This is a genomic window from Marinobacter sp., from assembly GCF_046484525.1.
In the GTDB taxonomy this organism is placed as follows: domain Bacteria; phylum Pseudomonadota; class Gammaproteobacteria; order Pseudomonadales; family Oleiphilaceae; genus Marinobacter.
On the sequence record NZ_JAWOIS010000059.1, the window covers coordinates 41,109 to 62,903 of the forward strand.

At 57.3% G+C, this 21,795-nt stretch carries 18 protein-coding genes and 1 tRNA gene; 17 read left to right on the forward strand and 2 right to left on the reverse strand.

The genetic code is table 11. The features are described from left to right. Positions 1-150: 150 nt before the first annotated feature. The 16 genes from R6W86_RS12780 to R6W86_RS12855 all read left to right on the forward strand — a co-directional run bounded on the left by R6W86_RS12780 (position 151) and on the right by R6W86_RS12855 (position 20,643). Positions 151-444 (forward strand): YeaC family protein, encoded by a 294-nt coding sequence (locus tag R6W86_RS12780; protein WP_410329748.1) that lies wholly within the window; start codon positions 151-153, stop codon positions 442-444. After that, positions 441-1,280, forward strand: coding sequence for a DUF2797 domain-containing protein (locus R6W86_RS12785; RefSeq protein WP_410329749.1), 840 nt, complete (start codon positions 441-443; stop codon positions 1,278-1,280). The genes R6W86_RS12780 and R6W86_RS12785 overlap by 4 nt, the downstream gene beginning before the upstream one ends. 22 nt (positions 1,281-1,302) lie before the next feature. Continuing rightward, entirely contained in the window at positions 1,303-3,945 is a 2,643-nt protein-coding gene (gene pepN / locus R6W86_RS12790; protein WP_410329750.1) for an aminopeptidase N, read from the forward strand. A gap of 180 nt (positions 3,946-4,125) precedes the next feature. Continuing rightward, a complete protein-coding gene (locus tag R6W86_RS12795; protein WP_410329751.1) occupies positions 4,126-5,514 on the forward strand; it encodes a DUF1329 domain-containing protein in 1,389 nt (462 codons plus the stop codon). Positions 5,515-5,651: 137 nt separating this feature from the next. Beyond that, the gene (locus R6W86_RS12800) at positions 5,652-6,797 is read left to right on the forward strand and encodes a WD40/YVTN/BNR-like repeat-containing protein (protein ID WP_410329752.1); all 1,146 of its coding nucleotides are present in this window, start codon (positions 5,652-5,654) and stop codon (positions 6,795-6,797) included. Positions 6,798-6,843: 46 nt separating this feature from the next. Next, a complete protein-coding gene (locus R6W86_RS12805; protein ID WP_410329753.1) occupies positions 6,844-9,228 on the forward strand; it encodes an efflux RND transporter permease subunit in 2,385 nt (794 codons plus the stop codon). Between the two features lie 186 nt (positions 9,229-9,414). Next, a complete protein-coding gene (locus R6W86_RS12810) occupies positions 9,415-10,398 on the forward strand; it encodes a TAXI family TRAP transporter solute-binding subunit (RefSeq protein ID WP_410329754.1) in 984 nt (327 codons plus the stop codon). Between the two features lie 89 nt (positions 10,399-10,487). Next, a complete protein-coding gene (locus R6W86_RS12815) occupies positions 10,488-13,088 on the forward strand; it encodes a TRAP transporter permease (RefSeq protein WP_410329755.1) in 2,601 nt (866 codons plus the stop codon). 163 nt (positions 13,089-13,251) lie between these two features. Further along, positions 13,252-15,177, forward strand: coding sequence for a threonine--tRNA ligase (thrS, locus tag R6W86_RS12820; RefSeq protein ID WP_410329756.1), 1,926 nt, complete (start codon positions 13,252-13,254; stop codon positions 15,175-15,177). Continuing rightward, entirely contained in the window at positions 15,174-15,719 is a 546-nt protein-coding gene (gene infC / locus R6W86_RS12825; protein WP_410329785.1) for a translation initiation factor IF-3, read from the forward strand. Before thrS ends, infC begins: the two co-directional genes overlap by 4 nt. A gap of 92 nt (positions 15,720-15,811) precedes the next feature. After that, entirely contained in the window at positions 15,812-16,003 is a 192-nt protein-coding gene (gene rpmI, locus R6W86_RS12830) for a 50S ribosomal protein L35 (RefSeq protein WP_092004438.1), read from the forward strand. A gap of 50 nt (positions 16,004-16,053) precedes the next feature. Beyond that, the gene (gene rplT / locus R6W86_RS12835) at positions 16,054-16,407 is read left to right on the forward strand and encodes a 50S ribosomal protein L20 (RefSeq protein ID WP_410329757.1); all 354 of its coding nucleotides are present in this window, start codon (positions 16,054-16,056) and stop codon (positions 16,405-16,407) included. A gap of 138 nt (positions 16,408-16,545) precedes the next feature. Next, the gene (pheS, locus tag R6W86_RS12840) at positions 16,546-17,544 is read left to right on the forward strand and encodes a phenylalanine--tRNA ligase subunit alpha (RefSeq protein ID WP_410329758.1); all 999 of its coding nucleotides are present in this window, start codon (positions 16,546-16,548) and stop codon (positions 17,542-17,544) included. 74 nt (positions 17,545-17,618) lie between these two features. Beyond that, the gene (pheT, locus tag R6W86_RS12845) at positions 17,619-19,991 is read left to right on the forward strand and encodes a phenylalanine--tRNA ligase subunit beta (protein WP_410329759.1); all 2,373 of its coding nucleotides are present in this window, start codon (positions 17,619-17,621) and stop codon (positions 19,989-19,991) included. A 3-nt stretch (positions 19,992-19,994) separates the two neighbouring features. Beyond that, positions 19,995-20,297 carry an integration host factor subunit alpha gene (gene ihfA / locus R6W86_RS12850; RefSeq protein WP_007151838.1) on the forward strand — a complete coding sequence of 101 codons (303 nt, stop codon included), beginning with the start codon at positions 19,995-19,997 and terminating at the stop codon, positions 20,295-20,297. Then, positions 20,278-20,643: a MerR family transcriptional regulator gene (locus tag R6W86_RS12855; RefSeq protein WP_410329760.1), complete on the forward strand. Its 366-nt coding sequence runs from the start codon at positions 20,278-20,280 to the stop codon at positions 20,641-20,643. The genes ihfA and R6W86_RS12855 overlap by 20 nt, the downstream gene beginning before the upstream one ends. A 62-nt stretch (positions 20,644-20,705) precedes the next feature. Here the strand turns inward: R6W86_RS12855 and R6W86_RS12860 are convergent, their stop codons facing one another. Beyond that, entirely contained in the window at positions 20,706-20,894 is a 189-nt protein-coding gene (locus tag R6W86_RS12860; RefSeq protein WP_410329786.1) for a DUF2892 domain-containing protein, read from the reverse strand. Positions 20,895-21,010: 116 nt separating this feature from the next. Here R6W86_RS12860 and R6W86_RS12865 point away from each other — a divergent pair, with 116 nt between their 5' ends. Beyond that, positions 21,011-21,652: a Crp/Fnr family transcriptional regulator gene (locus R6W86_RS12865; protein ID WP_410329761.1), complete on the forward strand. Its 642-nt coding sequence runs from the start codon at positions 21,011-21,013 to the stop codon at positions 21,650-21,652. Positions 21,653-21,703: 51 nt separating this feature from the next. On the opposite strand, the gene R6W86_RS12870 is transcribed toward R6W86_RS12865, so the two are convergent. Beyond that, positions 21,704-21,780 (reverse strand) — tRNA-Pro (locus R6W86_RS12870). Positions 21,781-21,795 lie beyond the last annotated feature (15 nt).

Here is a 21,795-nt window from a genome sequence, read left to right on the forward strand (position 1 = left end):
GCGGGGCGTAAAGAGAGCTTGTAGCTCCTGATGAGAGAGACCAAATGATATGACCGTTGTCATTTGGCGACGTAATGATAAATATTATCGTTTGCATCCGTCAAACGATTCTGCCGATTTTTTTGTGAAGGTTTTTTTCAGGAGAGCGGAATGACTTACCAAGAGCTGATCGAACGTCTGGACCCGGCGGTATACCGGAACCTTCGCCAGTCCATTGAGCTGGGAAAGTGGCCGGATGGTCGCAAGATGACAGCCGAACAACGCGCTATCAGCCTGGAAGCGGTGATTTACTACGAGAACAAACACAACGTACCCGAAGAAGAGCGGGTGGGTTACCTGGATCGTGGCAGCAAAGCGGGAACGGCCTGTGATCCTTCCGTCCAGCACACCACCAGCCAGAACCGGGATATCGATCCGGACCAGTTCGTAGAGGTCAAGTCTTGAGCGAAGCCATCGATGTAACCGGCCGGTTGCGCAAGATGCCGGTAGAGGCGGGACAGCCGGTTTCCTACACCATTGCCGTTGGTGATGCCCGGGTTCCGTTGAATCACCTGATCGGTCATTCCATCCGGATCGATTTTGACGGGGTTATCCGCTGCATCCATTGCGACCGCAAGACCAAAAAGAGTTTCAACCAGGGCTATTGCTATCCCTGCTTCCGCAAGCTGGCGGCCTGCGACAGCTGCATCATGAGCCCGGAAAAGTGTCACTACCACCTTGGCACCTGTCGCGAGCCGGAGTGGGGGGAGGCCCACTGCATGGTCGAACACGTGGTGTATCTGGCCAATTCGTCCGGACTCAAGGTCGGCATCACCCGCGCTTCACAGGTGCCGACCCGCTGGATTGATCAGGGGGCGGTGGAGGCCATCCCCATGGTCCGGGTCAGAACCCGCTACATCGCTGGCCTGGTGGAAGTGGCATGCAAGAGCCATGTCACTGATCGCACCAACTGGCGCGCCATGCTCAAGGGTGATGTGCCGGAACTGGATCTGGTGGAAGAGCGTCAGAAAATGCTTGCGGCCATCGCCACCGATATTGCCGAACTGCGTGAGGTGCACGGTGACGACGCCATCCGGGAAGTGGACGAATCCGGGCTCGGGCTCAGTTATCCGGTCGAGGTCTGGCCGTCAAAGATCAAAACCCATAATCTGGACAAGACACCGGAAGTGGAAGGAATACTGGAAGGCATCAAGGGCCAGTACCTGATTCTCGACACCGGCGTGATCAATATCCGCAAATTTACCGGGTATGAGGTCCGCTTCCGGGCAGACGCCAGCTGAACAGAACTCCGTGGAGAATGTAATGCGTAGCAACCAGCCACAAACCATTTACCTGAGCGAATACAAAGTACCGGCGTATCTGGTTGATCATGTGGATCTCAGGTTTGAGCTTTTCGAGGACGGCGCCCGCGTACACAGCACGCTGTCGGTGCGCCGGAACCCGGAATCCAGTGAGGACGGTGCGCCGCTGGAGTTGGACGGCGACAGCCTCAAGCTGGAATCCGTCGCCCTCGATGGCGCCGGATTGTCGGCGTCCGATTACGAGGACCGGGGCGATCAGCTGGTCATCGCCTCGGTGCCCGAGCAGTTCGAGCTCTCCGTGGTAACCTGGATCGAGCCACGGAACAACACCCGCCTCGAAGGTCTGTACATGTCCTCCGGCATGTTCTGTACCCAGTGCGAGGCCGAGGGCTTCCGCTGCATTACCTTCTTCCCGGATCGCCCGGACGTCATGGCCCGTTTCCGGACCCGTATCGAGGCGGACAAATCGTCGTATCCGGTACTGCTGTCCAACGGTAATGACGTTGACCGGGGCGAGCTTGATGACGGCCGTCATTTTGTCACCTGGGAGGACCCGTTCCCGAAGCCCTGTTACCTGTTTGCCCTGGTGGCTGGCGATCTGGTGGAAAAACGGGATACCTTCCGGACCTGTTCCGGTCGCGACATCGACCTGCGCATGTATGTGGAGCCGCGGAATGCGGAGAAATGCGACCACGCCATGGACTCCCTGAAACGGTCCATGCGCTGGGATGAGGAAGTCTATGGTCGGGAATACGATCTGGATATCTTCATGATCGTGGCCGTCGACGATTTCAATATGGGCGCCATGGAGAACAAGGGCCTGAACATCTTCAACTCGTCCTGTGTCCTGGCAAGCCAGGATACCGCCACCGATGCCGCATTCCAGCGCATCGAGGCGATTGTCGCCCACGAGTACTTCCACAACTGGTCCGGTAACCGGGTCACCTGCCGTGACTGGTTCCAGCTGAGTCTGAAGGAAGGTTTCACCGTGTTCCGGGATTCCCAGTTCTCCGCCGACATGGGATCGCCGACGGTGAAGCGTATCGAGGACGTTACCCTGTTGCGCACGGCCCAGTTTGCCGAGGATGCCGGCCCCATGGCCCACCCGGTGCGCCCGGCTTCCTACATGGAAATTTCCAACTTTTACACCCTGACCATCTACGAGAAGGGCGCCGAGGTGGTGAGCATGATTCACAACCTGCTCGGGCCGGAGATGTTCCGCAAGGGCTCCGATCTTTACTTCGAGCGTCATGACGGTCAGGCGGTAACCACCGATGATTTTGTCCGCGCCATGGAAGATGCCTCGGGGCGTGATCTGAGCCAGTTCCGTCTCTGGTATGAGCAAGCGGGTACACCGGTGCTGAATGTCTCTGATGAGTTTGATCAGGAGCGGGGCCTTTATCGCCTGACCATCGAGCAGCACATCCCGGATACCCCGGGGCAGAGCAACAAGAAGCCGCAACACATTCCGTTTGCCGTGGGCCTGTTGGGCAGCCGGGGTGAGGCCCTGCCGCTCATACTTGAGGCGGGCGAGGAACACGCGCCGGCCGAGCGGGTGCTGGAGCTCACCGAGGCGAGCCATACCTTCGAATTCCACGGCATCAGTGAACGCCCCGTGCCCTCGCTCCTGCGTCACTTCTCCGCGCCGGTCCGGGTAAATTACCCGTGGTCGCGGGAACAGTTGCTGTTCCTGATGAGCCACGATCCCGATGGGTTCAATCGCTGGGATGCCGGCCAGAGGCTGGCGGTGGACGTGATCCAGTCCCTGGTGGGCGCAGCCAAAGACGCGGCGGTCGAGCCCAGACTGGTGACTTCCTATCGCCACCTGATCTGCGACTCCTCCCTGGATCAGGCGCTGGTGGCCAAGATGCTGCAGCTGCCTTCAGAGGCGTACCTGATCGAGCTGGCGGACAATGCCGATGTCCCGGCCATCCACCGTGCCCGGGAACGGGTGCTCAAGCACCTGGCCATCTCGTTGCGGGATGAACTGGTTGCCTGTTACCGGCGCAATTTCGAGTCTGGAGACTACGAGATTACCCCCGAAGCGATTGCCCGCAGGAGTTTGCGCAATACGGCCCTGGCATGGCTCCTGATGATCAATGACGAGGAAGGGCGTGAGCTTGCGTTCCGCCAGTTCCGTGGGGCCGATAACATGACGGATCGTATGGGCGCACTTAGGGCCCTGGTGAACTCCGACTACGGGGAAGACCGCAACCTGGCGCTGGAAGAGTTCTACCAGCAGTTTCGGGAAGATCCGCAGGTGATCGAACAGTGGTTCTCCGTTCAGGCTGCCAGCGAGCGCGCCGGCCAGTTGCCGCAGATTCACGCCCTGCTGGAGCATCCGGCATTCGATTGGAAGAATCCCAACAAGGTGCGTTCGGTCGTCGGTGCCTTTGCCGGGCAGAATCTGGCCGCTTTCCACAGTCCGGATGGTTCGGGCTATGACTTCCTTGCCGAGCAGGTCTGCCGGCTGGATGACAGCAATCCCCAGATCGCCGCACGGCTGGTCACGCCCCTGACCCGATGGCGGAAGTTTGCACCGGCGTATCGGCAGCGGATGCAGGCAGCGCTGGAGCGAGTCCGGGACAAGGCTGGCCTCTCCAGGGATGTGTACGAGGTGGTTCATAAATCCTTGGCAGACTGAACCCGGTGATATTGTCCGGCTGTGATGGTAAATCCGTCGTCACAGCCGGATACAAAATCGCACTTTCGGTCGATAGACAATAGTGCGCGATCGGGTAACCTGACTGAACGTCTCAATTTCTATGAGGCCACAATAAAAAAGCCCCCGGAAGAGGCTTCCAGACGGATTAAAGGTTAGATCATGAGATATAACAAAAAGATGCTGTTGGGCAGCCTGCTCGCCCTGTCTGTCTCAGCTGTACCCGCCTACGCAGCTGTCTCCCAGAGTGAGGCTGCCCGTCTCGGCAACGAACTGACGCCATTTGGCTCTCCGACGGCCGGTAACGCCGCTGGAACCATCCCCGCATGGGATGGCGGACTGACTGAACCGCCAGCCGGTTACAAGGAAAGCGGTCAGCACCATATTAATCCCTTCCCGGACGATGAGGTGCTGTTTACGATCACAGCCCAGAACATGGACCAGTACAGCGAGTACCTGACCGACGGTGTCAGGGCCATGTTCGACACCTATCCCACAACGTTTCAGGTTCCTGTGTATCAGACCCGCCGCAGCCATGCCGTGCCGGACTGGGTGGTCCGGAACACCCGGGATAACGCCACAAGTGCCAATATCGTGGGCGAGGGCGCCGGTATTGAGGGGGCCTACGGTGGCTATCCTTTCCCGATTCTGCATGGCAATGACGAAGAGAAAGCGTGGCAGGTAATCTGGAACCATCTGACCCGCTGGCGCGGTGTCTATGTCACTCGCCGTTCCAGTGAGGTGGCTGTTCAGCAGGATGGCGACTACTCTCTCGTGACATCTCAACAGGAAGCTTTCTTCAACTATTACAACCCGGAAGGTGACGTGAGTACCCTGGACAACGTCATCTTCTACTACCTGTCATTCACCCAGTCCCCGCCTCGGCTGGCCGGGGGTGCGATCCTGATTCATGAAACCATGAACCAGATTGTCAACCCCCGTAATGGTTGGGGTTATAACGCCGGCCAGCGCCGGGTCCGTCGCGCTCCAAACCTCGGTTATGATTCCCCGATTGCAGCTTCCGATAACCTCCGTACCGCCGACGATACGGATATCTTCAATGGTGCCCTGGACCGTTACAACTGGACTTACGAGGGCAAGCGAGAGATCTACATTCCCTATAACAATTACCGTATCGGGGAAAAAGGCCTGTCCTATGACGATATCCTCGGTATCTCCCACATCAATCCTGAACTGACCCGTTGGGAACTGCACCGGGTGCACGTGGTTGAGGCAACCTTGAAGTCGGGTGAACGTCATATTTATGGCAAGCGCCGTTTTTATGTCGACGAGGACAGCTGGAATACCGTTCTGCTGGACCAATACGACGGCCGCGGCGAGTTGTGGCGCGTCACCATGGGTCTACCCAAGAATTATTATGAATTACCCGGTGTCTGGACGGTACTGGACGTCTATCATGATCTTCAGGCCCGCCGTTATCACGTTCTCGGACTCGATACCGAAGAGCCGAATACCCGGGTATTCACCGACAAGGTTCCCAACAGGCGTTACTTCTCGCCGGCCTCGCTGCGCCGCAGGAGTGTTCGCTGAGGCGCGAGGATCGCAACCCCGCCCAGATGGATTGGCAATCAACATACCGGCAGCCGAGAGGCTGCCGGTATGTTTACAGTTAAAACCGGCTTTGCCGGACAGAGACACACAGTAAAAACAACCGATAGGCAAACCGAATGGCTACAAGCTTGATGCGTAAAACCCTGGGTGCAACCTGCCTTGGGCTTTCCATGGCCTGTGCATCTCCGACTGTATGGGCAGTGGGGGATTTGCTTGAAACACCGGCCCGTCCGACGGAACTCGCCCCACAAAGCCTGCTGAATGATGTTGCCGTTGCCGGCGACCGTATCGTAGCGGCCGGGGAGCGTGGGCACATCATCTACTCCGACGACGAGGGTCAAAGCTGGACCCAGGCCGAAGTGCCGGTGTCCGTTACCCTCACCGGCGTGGATTTTGGTATTGAAAATCACGGCTGGGCTGTGGGCCACAGCGGAGCTGTGCTGCATTCGAGCGATTCCGGGGCAACCTGGGAGCTCCAGCTGGACGGTATCCGGGCGGCTGAGCTGGCCATTGCAAGCCAGGAGGATGCCATTACCGAAATGGAGGAGCGCATCGAACAAGCGCCTGAAGAAGAGAAAGAAGACCTCGAGTGGGCACTGGATGATCTGTTTTTCCGCCTGGAAAACATGCAGGCGGACCTGGATATCGGTCCGGTCAATCCGTTTCTGGATGTCTGGTTCGAGAACGACAGCCATGGCTTCGTCGTTGGCGCCTACGGCATGATCTACCGCACGACCGATGGCGGGGAAAGCTGGCAGGACTGGTCACCGAAGCTGGACAACCCCCAGGGTTTTCACCTGAATGCCATTTCCAGGGTTGCCGGCGGTGCCCTGTTCATCGTGGGTGAGGCTGGCCAGATCCATGTGTCCATTGACGGCGGCGAAACCTGGGAGCGTCGTGAGAGCCCTTACCCGGGGTCATTGTTCGGCGTGATTGGCACCGGTCGCGTCAACGAGGCCCTGGCCTTCGGTCTTCGGGGCACCCTGATGTATTCCGCGGATCTCGGAAAATCCTGGTCTGTGGTCAATACCGGTTCCACGGCAACGCTCAATGATGGCGCAGCAGAGGGTGACCGGATCATCCTGGTCGGAAATGGTGGGGCTGTGCTCACCAGCGGCAACGGAGGAGATACCTTCCGGGAATACCTCCGTGATGATCGCCAGGGAGTAATGGGAGTGGTGCCGGTTTCGGACACCAATCTGCTCCTGGTGGGCGAGGGTGGCGTCAGGCACGCCGACCCCCAAGGCAAAAACCTTCAATAACGCCCTGATGTGGCAACAACAGAACCGATAATAGAGGGGCTTTTGAATGTCCAACCCGACGCATGACAAGGGCGAACATTACCTGACCACGCCCAAGGCGGAACCGTTCCTGGAACGTCTGATTTTCAATAATCGGGCAATCATCCTGGTTCTGCTGACCATCTTGACCCTGTTCCTCGGCTACAACGCGGTCAAGATTCAGCCGGATGCCAGTTTCGAGCGGATGATCCCGCTGGAGCATCCCTACATCATCAACATGCTCGAGCACAGGGATGACCTGGAAAACCTGGGTAACTTTGTGCGGATCGCCGTGGAATCCAAAGACGGCGATATCTTCTCGCAAGAATACATGGAGACCCTGAAGCAGATCACCGACGAGGTTTTCTACCTCAATGGGGTGGACCGTTCAGGTCTGAAGTCGCTGTGGACCTCCAACGTGCGCTGGGTGGAAGTAACCGAACAGGGCTTCCAGGGTGGCACCGTCATTCCGGATGACTACGATGGCTCCCGGGAGAGCCTGGAACAGCTGCGTCAGAACGTGCTGCGTTCCAATGAAGTTGGCCGGCTGATTTCGGATAACTTCAAATCCACGATTGTCTACGCACCACTGTATGAGAGCGATCCGGAAACCGGTGAGCCCCTGGATTACGGTACTTTTTCGCGTCAACTTGAAGAGAAGATCAGGGAAAAGTACGAAGCCCAGAATCCGAACATTGACATTCATATTGTCGGCTTTGCCAAGAAAGTGGGGGATCTGATCGAGGGTATCGGCTCCATCGCCTGGTTTGCCGGTATCACCATTGCGCTGACCACACTGTTGCTGTTCTGGTACTCCCGCAGTGTTTCCGGAACCCTGGTGCCGGTCTTTACCTCCATCATCGCGGTGTTCTGGCAGCTTGGTACCCTGCGGCTGCTGGGCTATGGCCTGGACCCGTACTCCGTGCTGGTCCCATTCCTGGTGTTCGCTATCGGTATCAGTCATGGCGTGCAGATCGTCAACGCCATGGCAGTGGAAGCGGCCAAGGGCTTTGACGCCATCACCGCTGCCCGGCTTGCGTTCCGCGCGCTTTATATTCCGGGCATGCTGGCTTTGATCTCCGATGCCTTCGGGTTCCTGACCCTGTTCTTCATCGAGATCGATGTTATCCGGGATCTGGCGGTTGCCGCCGGTATCGGTGTCGCTTTTGTGATCATTACCAACCTGGTGCTGCATGTACTGATCATGTCCTACTTCGGTATCTCCAAGGGTGGCGTGCGCCATGTGCAGAACCATGGTGAGAAGCAGGATCGCAAATGGCGCCTGCTGTCCAACTTTTCCCACCCCGGAGTGGCGCCGATCTCGCTGCTGATTGCAGTGATAGGCCTCGGTCTTGGCCTCTACTACAAGCAGGACCTGAAAGTGGGTGACCTGGACCAGGGCGCACCAGAACTGCGCAAGGACTCCCGCTACAACAAGGATAACGCCTACATCATCAACAACTACTCCACCAGTGCCGATGTCATGGTGGTGATGGTGAAGACACCGGAGGAGCAATGCACCCAGTACAGTGTGCTGAGGGCTATGGACTCGCTGCAGTGGGAACTGGCGAACACGCCGGGCGTGCAGTCCACGGCATCGCTGGCAGATGTCTCCAAGATCGTCACCAAGGCGCTGAACGAAGGCAACTGGAACTGGTATGCCATTTCACGTAACCAGACCATCATCAATGCCTCCATCCGTAATGCGCCTTCCGGGCTGATCAACACCGATTGCAGTCTGACACCGCTGCTGGTGTTCCTGGAGGATCACAAGGCTGAAACCCTGCGCACGGTGGTTGAAGTGGTCGAGGAGTTCGCCCAGACAAACAGCAATGAGGAGCATACGTTCCTGCTGGCTGCCGGTAACGCGGGTGTTGAAGCGGCCACCAACGAGGTTATCTCCAAAGCCAAGAACATGATGCTTGCCTTCGTCTATGGCGTGGTGAGCCTGCTGTGCCTCCTGACCTTCCGTTCCATCCGCGCGGTACTGTGTATCGTTATCCCGCTGGGTCTGACTTCGATCCTGTGTGAGGCGATCATGGCGGTCTCGGGTATCGGTATCAAGGTGGCCACCCTGCCGGTCATTGCGCTGGGCGTGGGTATTGGTGTGGACTATGGCATCTACATCTACAGCAAACTTGAGAAATACCTGCTCGAAGGCAAGACCCTGCAGGACGCGTACTTCGAAACCCTTCGCTCCACCGGTAAAGCTGTGGTCTTCACCGGCGTGACCCTGGGTATCGGTGTTGTGACCTGGATCTTCTCTCCCATCAAGTTTCAGGCGGACATGGGCTTTCTGTTGTTCTTCATGTTCCTCTGGAACATGATCGGTGCCATCTGGCTGCTTCCGGCACTGGCCCGCTTCCTGCTTCGTCCGGACCGCATGCTTGAAAAGGCGAGGACAGCGAAATAAGATTGCCAACGACGAACAAAAAAGCCTGCGTCGCGGGCTTTTTTGTTGTTGGGTCAATTGGTTAGAGAGCTAACTCTGGCTTTATTTATGCTGTAAAGTGGTTTATGTTCTCATACGGGCGCGAAATATGTCCGTTTGAGAGACGGGCATTCTTTAATTACAACGAACAGAAAAGGAACGACTCACATGACACTTAAACTCAAAGCTTCCGCTCTTGCTGTAGCCGCTGCGGTCAGCTTCGGTGCTGCCTCCACTTCGGTCTCTGCGCAAGAGCAGCGTTTCGTGACCATCGGTACCGGCGGCGTGACTGGTGTTTATTATCCCGCCGGTGGTGCCATCTGCCGTCTGGTCAACATGGACCGGAAAGAGCACGGTATCCGTTGCTCTGTCGAGAGCACCGGTGGTTCCGTGTACAATCTGAACGCAATCCGTCAGGGAGAGCTGGATCTGGCTGTGGCGCAGTCGGACTGGCAATACCATGCCTATAATGGCACTAGCCAGTTTAAAGACGATGGCGCCAACAAGGAACTGCGCGCGGTTTTCTCTCTGCACCCGGAGCCGTTCACCGTTGTTGCCAGCAAAGCCTCCGGCATCAAGACCTTTGAAGACCTCGAAGGTAAGCGGGTTTCCGTAGGTAACCCGGGTTCCGGCCAGCGTGCCACCGCAGAGGTGCTGATGGATGAAATGGGCTGGACCATGGACAAGTTCTCCCTGGCCGCCGAGCTGAAGGCAGCCGAACAGTCCCAGGCCCTGTGTGATGGCAACATCGATGCCTTCTTCTACACCGTTGGTCACCCGTCTGGTTCGATCAAGGAAGCGACTACTTCCTGTGACAGCGTAATCGTCAACGTGAGCAACGATGCGACCAAAACTCTGATCGGGGAAAACCCGTACTACCGTAAGGCGGTCATTCCGGGTGGTATGTACCGTGGCTCGGACGAAGATGTCACCACCTTCGGTGTGGCGGCAACCTTCGTCTCCTCCACTGACGTACCCGAGGACGTGGTTTACGAAGTTGTGAAGGCGGTCTTTGAGAACTTCGACAGCTTCAAGCGTCTGCACCCGGCTTTCGCTAACCTGAAGAAGGAAGAAATGGTACAGGATGCCCTGAGTGCTCCGCTGCACCCGGGTGCAGCGAAGTACTACAAGGAAGCTGGCCTGATCGACTGATCTGGCGTTTTGCTCAAAATCGGCCGCGGGCAGCCTCGCCCGCGGCCATTCATGATCTTCCCGATTTTTCCCTCTGACAGGATCCGGCTATGACAAATAGTGACCCGAGAGCCGGGGATGCCATCGATAAGCAGAAAGTTGAGGAATTCCTCCAGACCGAATCGGGCGGCAGGGCTGCAACAGGACCCGCCGCTGGCATTCTCTTTATCGTTCCTCTGCTCTGGTCTCTTTTTCAGCTTTGGATAGCGTCACCGCTGCCCTATATTTTCGAAATCGGCGTGTTCAATTCCACGGAAGCACGTTCGATTCACCTCGCATTTGCCTCGTTCCTGGCATTTGCGGCTTTTCCCATGATCCGGGGTAAGCACCAGAATCATGTTCCGGTATTTGATTGGATACTGGCCCTCGCGGCTGCTTTTGCGGCCTCTTACCTTTACGTTTTCTATGATCAGCTTTCCACCCGTCCCGGGGCGCCCAATACCCAGGACATGGTTGTGGCCCTCGGCGGGCTCGTGTTGTTGCTTGAAGCGACCCGTCGTGCTCTGGGGCTGCCGCTGACGATTGTGGCCGGTGTTTTCATCATCTATTCCCTGGCCGGCCCCTACATGCCGGACGTGATTTCCCATAAGGGCGCAAGCCTGAGCAAGCTGGCCTCTCATCAGTGGCTGGGTACCGAGGGTGTGTTTGGCGTAGCCCTCGGGGTTTCAACCAGTTTTGTGTTCCTGTTTGTCCTTTTCGGTGCCTTGCTTGAACGGGCCGGGGCCGGGAACTACTTCATCAAGGTCGCGTACGCACTGCTGGGCCATATGCGTGGAGGTCCTGCCAAGGCGGCCGTGGTCTCCAGTGGTCTGAGCGGAGTGATTTCCGGCTCCTCCATTGCCAACGTGGTAACCACCGGTACTTTCACCATTCCGCTGATGAAGCGGGTGGGCTTCCCCGCCACCAAGGCAGGTGCTGTTGAGGTGGCTGCGTCCACCAACGGCCAGCTGACGCCGCCGATCATGGGGGCAGCCGCGTTCCTGATGGTGGAGTATGTGGGTATTTCCTACATCGAGGTCATCAAGCACGCGATCTTGCCGGCGATGATCTCCTATGTGGCCCTGATCTACATCGTGCATCTTGAGGCCTGCAAACTGAATATGAAGGGTATTGAGCGCCTGGATCGTCCAACCCTTGCCCAGCGTATGTTGAACTGGGTTGTGATTGTGCTCGGCCTTTGCGTGCTGACCTTTGCGGTCTATTACGGCATCGGCTGGATGAAAATTGTTCTGGGTGAAGCTGCTATATGGGTTCTGACTCCCTTGCTGCTGGCGGTCTATATCGGGCTGGTCGGCTACGCCAGCAGGTTTCCGGATCTTGAGGAAGACGATCCGGAAACAGCTCTGGACGAGCTGCCTCCGGTCGGTCCGACCGTCAAAACCGGTCTTTATTTCCTGCTACCGGTGGTAGTGCTGGTCTGGTGTCTGACGGTAGAACGCTTCTCCCCGCAGCTGTCCGCCTTCTGGGCGACTGTGTTCATGATTTTCATCGTGATCACCCAGCAGCCACTGAAAGCCTTCTTCCATAAGCGTGGCGACTACATTGCGGAACTGAAGAAGGGCAGTGTTGACCTGGCCCATTCCCTCGTAACGGGTGCGCGGAACATGGTTGGCATTGGTGTGGCAACGGCCACCGCCGGCATTGTCGTGGGAACGGTAACGCTCACCGGTATCGGTTTGGTGATGACTGAGTTCGTTGAATTCATCTCGGGCGGCAACCTGCTGCTGATGCTGATCTTCACGGCCATCATCAGCCTCATTCTTGGCATGGGCTTGCCGACCACGGCCAACTACATCGTGGTCTCAACCCTGATGGCACCGGTTATCGTGACGCTCGGTGCCGAGAATGGTCTGCTGGTGCCCTTGATCGCGGTGCACTTGTTTGTTTTCTATTTCGGTATCCTGGCGGATGACACGCCGCCGGTGGGGCTTGCTGCCTATGCGGCCGCTGCGATCTCCGGTGCCGATCCGATACGCACGGGTGTGCAGGGCTTCACCTATGACATCCGGACCGCGATTTTGCCATTCATGTTCATTTTCAACACGCAACTGTTGCTGATCGGACTGACCGGCTGGGTAGACCTGCTCATCACCATCTTCAGTGCGGTGACCGCCATGCTGGTGTTCTCGGCAGCGACCCAAGGATTCTGGTTCACGAAAACCCGGTGGTGGGAGACGGTCTGCCTGCTGTTGATCACCTTTACGCTGTTCCGGCCAGGATTCTGGTGGGACAGGATCTATCCGCCGACGGAGGACCGGCCCGGCTCGGAGATCTTCCAGTATGTCGAGGACGTACCAGCGGATAGGCCCATTATTATCCAGGCTTCCGGCATGTCCATCGATGGCGACGAAGTGTCGAAATACCTGCGCCTCCCGCTGCCCAAGGCGGAGACGCCCCAGCAGCGACTGGCCCAGGCCGGTCTGGAGGTTTCTCCCCAGGGTGAGCAGATGGTCGTGGACTTCGTGAATTTCGGAAGTATTGCGGAGCAGGCGGGCATCAGCTTTGGTTGGACTATCGACAAGGTTCAGGTCGAGAAGGACCGGCCGCCCAAGGAATTGATGTTCATTCCGGCACTTCTGTTGCTGGCGGCACTGGCCTTCGGTCAGCTCCGGAGAAAGGCCAGGGAAGATGCGACACCGGCTCCGGCCTGACCGGCCAACAGGGTTTGTTGAGTCCGTAGTAACCCGGCGTTAACCCGCCGGGTTTTTTTCTGGTAGACTCGCCGCAGATCCGGGCCGCGGTTTGTGTCGCGGTGTCCCGGCACCATGTGATCTTTGGTATAGATCACCGCTGAGTAAACAACAGGAGTATTCCATGCCCGTCATTACCCTGCCGGATGGCAGCCATCGCAGTTTTGCTGAACCCGTAACCGTACACGACGTCGCGGCCGACATTGGCGCCGGCCTGGCTAAGGCCGCATTGGCTGGCAAGGTCGATGGCAATCTGGTGGACACCAGCCACGTGATCGACCGTGATGCTGAGCTGGCCATCGTTACCGATCGTGACGAGGATGGTGTCGACATCATTCGTCACTCCACTGCCCACCTGATGGCTATGGCCGTCCAGGAGTTGTTCCCCGGTGCCCAGGTAACCATTGGCCCGGTGATCGACAACGGCTTCTATTACGACTTCAAGTACGACCGCCCGTTCACCAATGAGGACCTGGCGCGGATCGAGAAGCGGATGGAAGAGCTGGCCCGGCAGGATATCCCGGTTTCCCGGTCTGTCATGTCCCGGGAGGACGCTATCAAGTTGTTCGAGGACAAGGGTGAGGAATACAAGGTTCGCATCATCCAGGATATTCCCGGTGATGAGGACCTCTCGTTCTACCGTCAGGGTGATTTCATCGACCTGTGCCGTGGTCCGCACGTGCCCAGCACCGGTAAGCTCAAGGCCTTCAAGCTCACCAAGGTGGCCGGTGCCTACTGGCGTGGTGATACCAGCAATGAGCAGTTGCAGCGCGTCTACGGTACTGCCTGGGGTAACAAGAAGGACCTCAAGGCCTACCTGAACCGCCTGGAAGAGGCCGAAAAGCGGGATCACCGCAAGATTGGCAAGAAGCTGAACCTGTTCCACATGCAGGAAGAGGCACCGGGCATGGTGTTCTGGCACCCGGATGGCTGGTCCCTGTATCAGGAGATCGAGCAGTACATGCGGGCCAAGCTGCACAGGCATGGCTACCAGGAAATCAAGACACCCCAGGTAGTGTCTCGTACCCTGTGGGAGAAATCCGGGCACTGGGACAAGTTCAAGGATGATATGTTCACTACCGAGTCCGAGAAGCATGACTACGCCATCAAGCCCATGAACTGCCCCTGCCATGTGCAGGTGTTCAACCAGGGCCTGAAGAGCTACAAGGATTTGCCGCTGCGCCTGGCGGAATTCGGCTCCTGCCACCGCAACGAGGCATCCGGCGCACTGCACGGACTGATGCGGGTGCGCGGCTTTACCCAGGATGATGCGCACATCTTCTGCGAAGAGGATGCCATCCAGGAAGAAGTGTCCGCATTCATCAAATTGTTGCACGAAGTCTATGAGGACTTCGGCTTTACCGAGATCCTGTACAAGCTCTCGACCCGTCCGGAAAAGCGGGTGGGTTCCGACGAAGTCTGGGACAAGTCCGAAGCCGCACTGGAAGAAGCCCTGAACCGGGAAGGTGTGGATTGGGAGTTGTTGCCGGGTGAGGGAGCATTCTATGGACCGAAAATCGAGTTCTCCCTGAAGGACTGTATTGGCCGGGTCTGGCAGTGCGGTACCATCCAGGTGGATTTCTCCATGCCGGGCCGTCTCGGTGCCCAGTACGTGGCCGACAACTCCGAGCGCCGGACCCCGGTCATGCTGCACCGTGCGGTGTTGGGTTCGTTCGAGCGTTTCATCGGTATCCTGATCGAAGAGTACGAAGGCGCGTTCCCGGTCTGGCTGGCGCCAACCCAGGTGGCGGTGCTCAATATTACCGATAACCAGCGTGATTATTGTCAGAAACTGGCCAAAAAGTGGGATTCTTTGGGCTTTAGGGTTAATGCTGACTTGAGAAACGAGAAGATCGGCTTTAAAATCCGCGAGCATACTCTAAACAAGGTTCCCTATCTGGTTGTTGTCGGCGATAAAGAAATCGAGAACAACGCGGTTGCGGTGAGAACCCGCAAGGGCGAAGATCTGGGGACTATGTCGGTCGACGAGTTCGAAGCGCTATTGGCCAAAGACGTCGAACGCAAAGGTAGAACCAAAACGGAGATCTGATTATTAAACAGCGAGCGAATCGGGGTGGGCGTACTCCAAAAGCGCCTATCAATGAAAATATCGACGCAACTGAAGTCCGCCTGGTTGATGCCGAAGGCAATCAGGTTGGTATTGTTCCCATTGAGGATGCACTCAAGCAGGCAGAAGAAGCGTCTCTTGACCTGGTTCAGGTTACGGATTCCGATCCGATCGTCTGTAAGATAATGGACTACGGCAAGAAGATCTTCGAAGAGAAGAAGGCCAAGGCGGCTGCCAAGAAAAAGCAGAAGCAGACGCAGGTCAAGGAAGTCAAGTTCCGTCCAGGAACTGAAGAAGGGGATTATCAGGTCAAACTACGCAACCTGGTACGTTTCCTTGAAAACGGGGACCGCGGCAAAATCACTATCCGCTTCCGTGGCCGTGAGATGGCACACCAGGAAATTGGTATGAAGCTCATGAACCGCATCGAAGTAGATATTGAGGAGCTGGCCCAGGTAGAACAGCGGCCGAAAATGGAAGGCCGCCAGATGACCATGGTTGTGGCGCCCCGCAAGAAGAAGTGAACCTGATCCAATGACGGGTCCCCCGCATCGGCGGGGGATTTGTCGTTCAGGGGCACATTTGTTTATCTAAAATAGAATGCGGAGTTTTAAAAATGCCTAAGATGAAAACCAAAAGCGGAGCTACCAAGCGGTTCAAGAAAACCGCGACCGGCTTCAAGCACAAGCAGTCCTTCACCAGCCACATTCTGACCAAGAAGAGCCCGAAGCGTAAGCGTCAGCTGCGCGGTACCAAGCTCATCGCCAAGTCAGATGTAGCAGCTATCAAGCGCATGACCGCGTGCTGAATCAGCCGCGCGAATCATCCCTGAGAAAGTAAAGGTAGAAGGATTAAAGTATGGCTCGTGTAAAGCGTGGCGTGGTAGCACGTCGTCGTCACAAGAAGATCATGAAGCAGGCCAAGGGTTACTACGGTGCCCGTAGCCGTGTTTTCCGGGTTGCCAAACAGGCGGTTATCAAGGCCCAGCAGTATGCCTACCGTGACCGTCGTAACCGCAAGCGTGCATTCCGCGCTCTGTGGATCTCCCGTATCAACGCCGGTGCCCGCGCAAACGGTCTGTCCTACAGCCGTCTGATCTCTGGCCTGAAGAAGGCGAATGTTGAAATCGATCGTAAGGTTCTGGCCGACCTGGCCATGAACGAGCAGCAGGCGTTTGCCGCTGTTGTTGAGAAAGCCAAAGCGTCCCTGTGATCGCTTAAGATCTCTCATCGATTGCTGATCGATCCGGCGTCTCATGGCATCATGAAGGCGCCTTCTGAATAGGGGAAGGGCACGCTCTTCCCCTATTTTTGTTTTAACCTACCCCATTTCTGGTTTGGAGCAGGGTCAATGGAAAACCTGGAGCAACTGGTTCAGGACGGGCTGAGCGCCGTTGAGAGTGCGGGCAGCCTGCAGGCACTTGATCAAATTCGTGTGGAATACCTCGGCAAGAAGGGTGTGATCACCCAGCAAGCCAAGACGCTGGGCAAGCTGTCTCCCGAGGAGCGTCCTGCTGCCGGCCAGAAGATCAACGAGGCCAAGGGGCAGGTGGAGCAGGCGATCAATGCCCGCCGCACGGATCTGGAAAAGGCCGCCATTGAAGCGAAGCTCGCCAGTGAATCCGTTGACGTTACCCTGCCGGGTCGCGGTCAGGATTTGGGTGGTCTGCATCCGGTGACCCGCACCCTGCAACGGATCGAAGAGATTTTCTCCCGCGCCGGCTACAGCGTGGAGCAGGGCCCGGAAATCGAAGATGACTATCACAACTTCGAGGCACTCAACATTCCCGGTCACCATCCGGCCCGTGCCATGCACGACACCTTCTATTTCAATCCTGGAACATTGCTGCGGACGCACACCTCGCCGGTCCAGATCCGTACCATGGAAGCCGGTAAGCCGCCGTTCCGCATGATTTGCCCGGGCCGTGTATACCGCTGCGATTCCGACATGACCCATACCCCCATGTTCCACCAGGTGGAAGGGCTGCTGGTGGAGAGGAACGTCAGCTTTGCCGACCTCAAGAGCACGGTCGAGGAGTTCCTGCGGGTGTTCTTCGAGCGGGACCTGGAAGTGCGTTTCCGTCCGTCCTACTTCCCGTTCACCGAGCCCTCCGCGGAAGTGGACATTGAGTGGGGCCGCGAGGCTGATGGCAGCATCAAGTGGCTGGAAGTGATGGGCTGCGGCATGGTGCACCCGAAAGTATTCGAATATTGCGGTATAGATGCCGAGGAGTACCGTGGCTTTGCATTTGGCTTGGGCGTTGAGCGCCTGGCCATGCTGCGCTACGGCGTGAATGACCTGCGCATGTTCTTCGAGAACGATCTGCGCTTCCTGCGCCAGTTCCGGTAATCATCCGGTCAGTTTGCAGGCATAAACGGCAATCAAACCAACAGGCAAAACCGCATCAGGACAAGGCAAGAACCATGAAATTCAGTGAACAGTGGCTGCGCGAGTGGGTAAATCCGAACATTGGCTCCAAGGAATTGATGGACCAAGTCACCATGGCCGGGCTGGAAGTGGACGGCTTTGACCCGGTCGCCGGTGAATTCAGCGGTGTGGTGGTTGGTGAAGTCCAATCCGTGGAACCGCACCCGGATGCGGATAAATTGCGGGTCTGCCAGGTGAGCGATGGTGAACAGACCGTTCAGGTTGTTTGTGGTGCCCCTAACGTGCGTCCCGGCCTGAAGGTTCCCTTTGCCGTAGTTGGTGCGGTACTGCCGGGCAACTTCAAGATCAGGAAGGCCAAGCTCCGCGGCCAGCCCTCCGAGGGGATGCTGTGTTCCGAGTCCGAACTGGCGCTGTCTGATGATCACGAAGGCCTGATGGAGCTGCCCGAGGATGCGCCGGTTGGTCAGGAGATGGCCGACTACCTCAAGCTGAATGACATCACCATCGATGTGGATCTGACCCCGAACCGTAGCGACTGCCTCTCGATCAAGGGCATCGCCCGTGAAGTGGGTGTACTGAACAGCCTTGTGGTAACCGAGCCTGCCATCGAGCCGGTGGAGGCGGTGCACTCGGAGGTTCCGGACATTCGAGTCGAAGCGCCGGAGGGGTGCCCCCGGTACCTTGGTCGGGTCCTGCGCAACGTGAACCTGAAGGCGGAAACGCCATTGTGGATGCAGGAAAAGCTGCGTCGCTCCGGTATCCGTTCCATTGATGCTGCTGTAGATGTGACCAATTTCGTGATGCTGGAACTCGGCCAACCCATGCACGCTTTTGATCGCGACGAGATCAGCGGTGGCATCGTTGTGCGTATGGCCAAGCCCGCCGAGAAACTGGTTCTCCTCGACGGCCAGGAAGTGGAGCTCGCCGGGGACACCCTGGTGATTGCCGATCACGAAAAGCCTATCGCCATTGCCGGTGTAATGGGTGGCGAACATTCCGGAGTCAGTGAAAAGACCCGGGATCTGGTGCTGGAATCCGCCTACTTTGACCCCATCACCCTGGCGGGCAAGGCCCGGCATTACGGCCTGCATACCGATGCCTCCCACCGTTTCGAGCGCGGCGTCGACTACAAGCTGGCCCGTGACGCCATGGAGCGTGCCACCGAGCTGCTCATGGAAATCGTTGGTGGTGAGCCTGGTGAAATCGTGGAAGTGGCCAGCGACGAGCACCTGCCTGCTGACCAAGTCATTGATCTTCGGGAGCAGCGGCTGGCTGATGTGCTGGGAATGGCCATTGACCGTACCACCGTTGAGGAGATCCTCACCCGCCTCGGGCTGCATATCGACAAGTTGCTGAAGGATGGCTGGCGCATCAGCGTGCCCAGCTTCCGGCCCGACATCACCATTGAGGAAGACCTGATCGAGGAAGTTGGCCGGATTTACGGTTACAACAACCTGCCGGTGACCGAGCCGACCGGGTCCCTTGGTCTGGTTGCCAGGGAAGAGGCAAAGCGGCCGGTATCCGCCATTCGAAATTATTTCGTGGCCCAGGGCTACCAGGAAGCCGTCACCTACAGCTTCGTGGATCCGAAAGTTCAGAAGCTGGTTGATCCGGAGCGCGACGGTATTGCTCTGGCAAATCCGATCTCGGCGGACCTGTCGGTCATGCGCACCACGCTCTGGAGTGGTCTGCTCAAGACCGTTGCCTATAACCAGAACCGTCAGCAGCCCCGTATCCGGCTGTTCGAGACAGGTCTGCGCTTCGATCAGGACGGCGAGCGCATCGATCAGCAGCCCATGCTGGCCGGTGTGGTGGTTGGTGGTCAGTATCCCGAAAATTGGGCAAACGGTCGCAGAACCGCCGATTTCTTTGATGTAAAAGGGGAATTGGAAGGTCTGTTCCGACTGCTGGGCATCGAGGTCCAGTTCGTGGCCAGCCAGCACCCGGCGCTGCACCCGGGTCAGACCGCGGAATTGATGCGCGATGGTGAACATGTAGGCTGGTTGGGCACGTTGCATCCACAAGTTCAGAAAAATCTGGAACTTAATGGCACGATCCTGATGTTTGAGCTATTCTTGAATTCGATCGTCACCGGATATGTGCCTAATTTCAAAGAAATTTCAAAATTCCCGGAAGTTCGCAGGGATTTGGCTATCATTATCGGGAACGATGTAGCGTTCGCCGAGGTGGAGCGTGTAGCCAGGAAGCATGCCGGTGAGCGTCTGACAGCGCTGCGTGCGTTCGATGTCTATGAAGGTGAGAGCCTGGGTGAGGGTAACCGTAGCCTGGCGCTGAGCCTGTACTGGCAGCATCCGGAACGCACCTTGAATGAAGACGAAGTGCATTCGCTCTTCAAAGGCGTCATTGATGCCTTGGAAGAAGAATTGGGGGCAACACTGAGGAGTTGACAGATGGCGGCTTTGACGAAAGCGGAAATGGCAGAGCGCTTGTACGAGGAATTGGGCCTGAACAAGCGGGAAGCCAAGGAAATGGTGGAAGCTTTCTTCGATGAAATCAGAGGCGCACTCAGCCATAACGAACAGGTCAAGTTGTCCGGTTTCGGCAACTTTGACCTTCGGGACAAGAAACAGCGGCCGGGACGGAATCCGAAAACCGGGGAAGAGATCCCGATCAGTGCACGGCGTGTTGTTACGTTTCGACCCGGACAAAAACTAAAACAGAAAGTGGAAGCGTATGCTGGAACCCAGTCATAACAACGAGCTCCCGGCGATCCCCGGGAAACGTTACTTCACCATCGGTGAGGTGGCGGATCTTTGTGACGTCAAAGCCCATGTGTTGCGTTACTGGGAACAGGAGTTTCCGCAGCTGTCGCCGGTCAAGCGCCGGGGCAACCGTCGTTACTACCAGCGGGCGGATGTTATTACCATTCGCCAGATTCGCAGCCTGCTCTACGATCAGGGTTACACTATCGGTGGCGCCAAGCAGAAGCTGAGCAGTCACGAGGTAAAGGAAGACACCTCCCAGTACAAGCAGCTCATCCGTCAGATGATTGTCGAGCTTGAAGAGGTGCTTGAGGTGCTTAACACGCCGGTCAAATAGATCGGGTGTCAGAACAGCAAGCCGGGGCGGCCCTCAGGGCCTCCCCGGCTTTTTTGTGGCTGTTACTTTTTCTTGCAGGTCTTGATGCCCAGAACGCTGTAGGCCGGGCAACTGCCCATCAGGGCAGTGGCCAGCGGCACAATGCCAATCCAACCCCAGGGTGTCTGGGGGCCTACGAACACCAAGGCAATCAGCACCACGCCAACAACAGCGCGGATGATGCGGTCGGCAGAACCCATGTTTACAGTCATCATTCAGTCTCCTTTGCTGATATGAGCTTATGATTTAACTTTAGGTCATACTTCCCGATAGTTCAGTGATAAAGTCACACTGGACCAGCCAACGTAACGGATAAGGACGTTATTCCATGTTCCACCACAGCATCCTCGATGCTCTGCCAGTGCAACTTCGCAAGGAGGCGATGGAGAAGATCCACGTCATGCGTTTTCCGGCAGGTCAGGTACTTTTCAGTGCCGGTGAGCACTGTCAGGGACTGCCGCTGGTGCTGCAGGGTAGCGTGAAGGTGCAGATGACCGGAGTGTCCGGTCACAAGATTGTGCTGTACCGCATGGGCAAGGACGACATCTGCACGCTCTCCATTGGCTGCCTGATGACTGGACGGGGTTACCGGGCGGAAGCCGTTGTCGAGGAAGAAGGGAAGGCGGCGATGATCCCGCGGGGAGTGTTTGACCGGCTGATGGACCAGTCCCCCGGCTTCCGTCTCGGGATCATGGAGTCCTACGGGCGTCGCCTGGATGATCTCATGCTGCTCGTCGAGGAGGTTGCCTTCCATCGTATGGATGAGCGGCTCGAAGAGTGGCTGCAGGCACGGGCCGGCCGGGGCGTAATCACTATTACCCATCAGGAACTGGCGGTTGAGCTCGGAACCGCGCGGGAAGTGGTTAGTCGATTGCTCAAGGAGCTGGAGCGCCGAGAGATGGTGTCACTGTCCCGTGGGAGGATCGAGTTGACAGGATTGTTGGATTCCTCGGCCTTGGTCCGGGCTTGATCCGAAAACAACAAAGCCCGGACCTTTCGGCCCGGGCTTTGTCAGGGAATTTGGTCGGGACGGCAGGATTTGAACCTGCGACCCTCTGCACCCCATGCAGATGCGCTACCAAGCTGCGCTACGCCCCGTTAACAGCTAGCCGT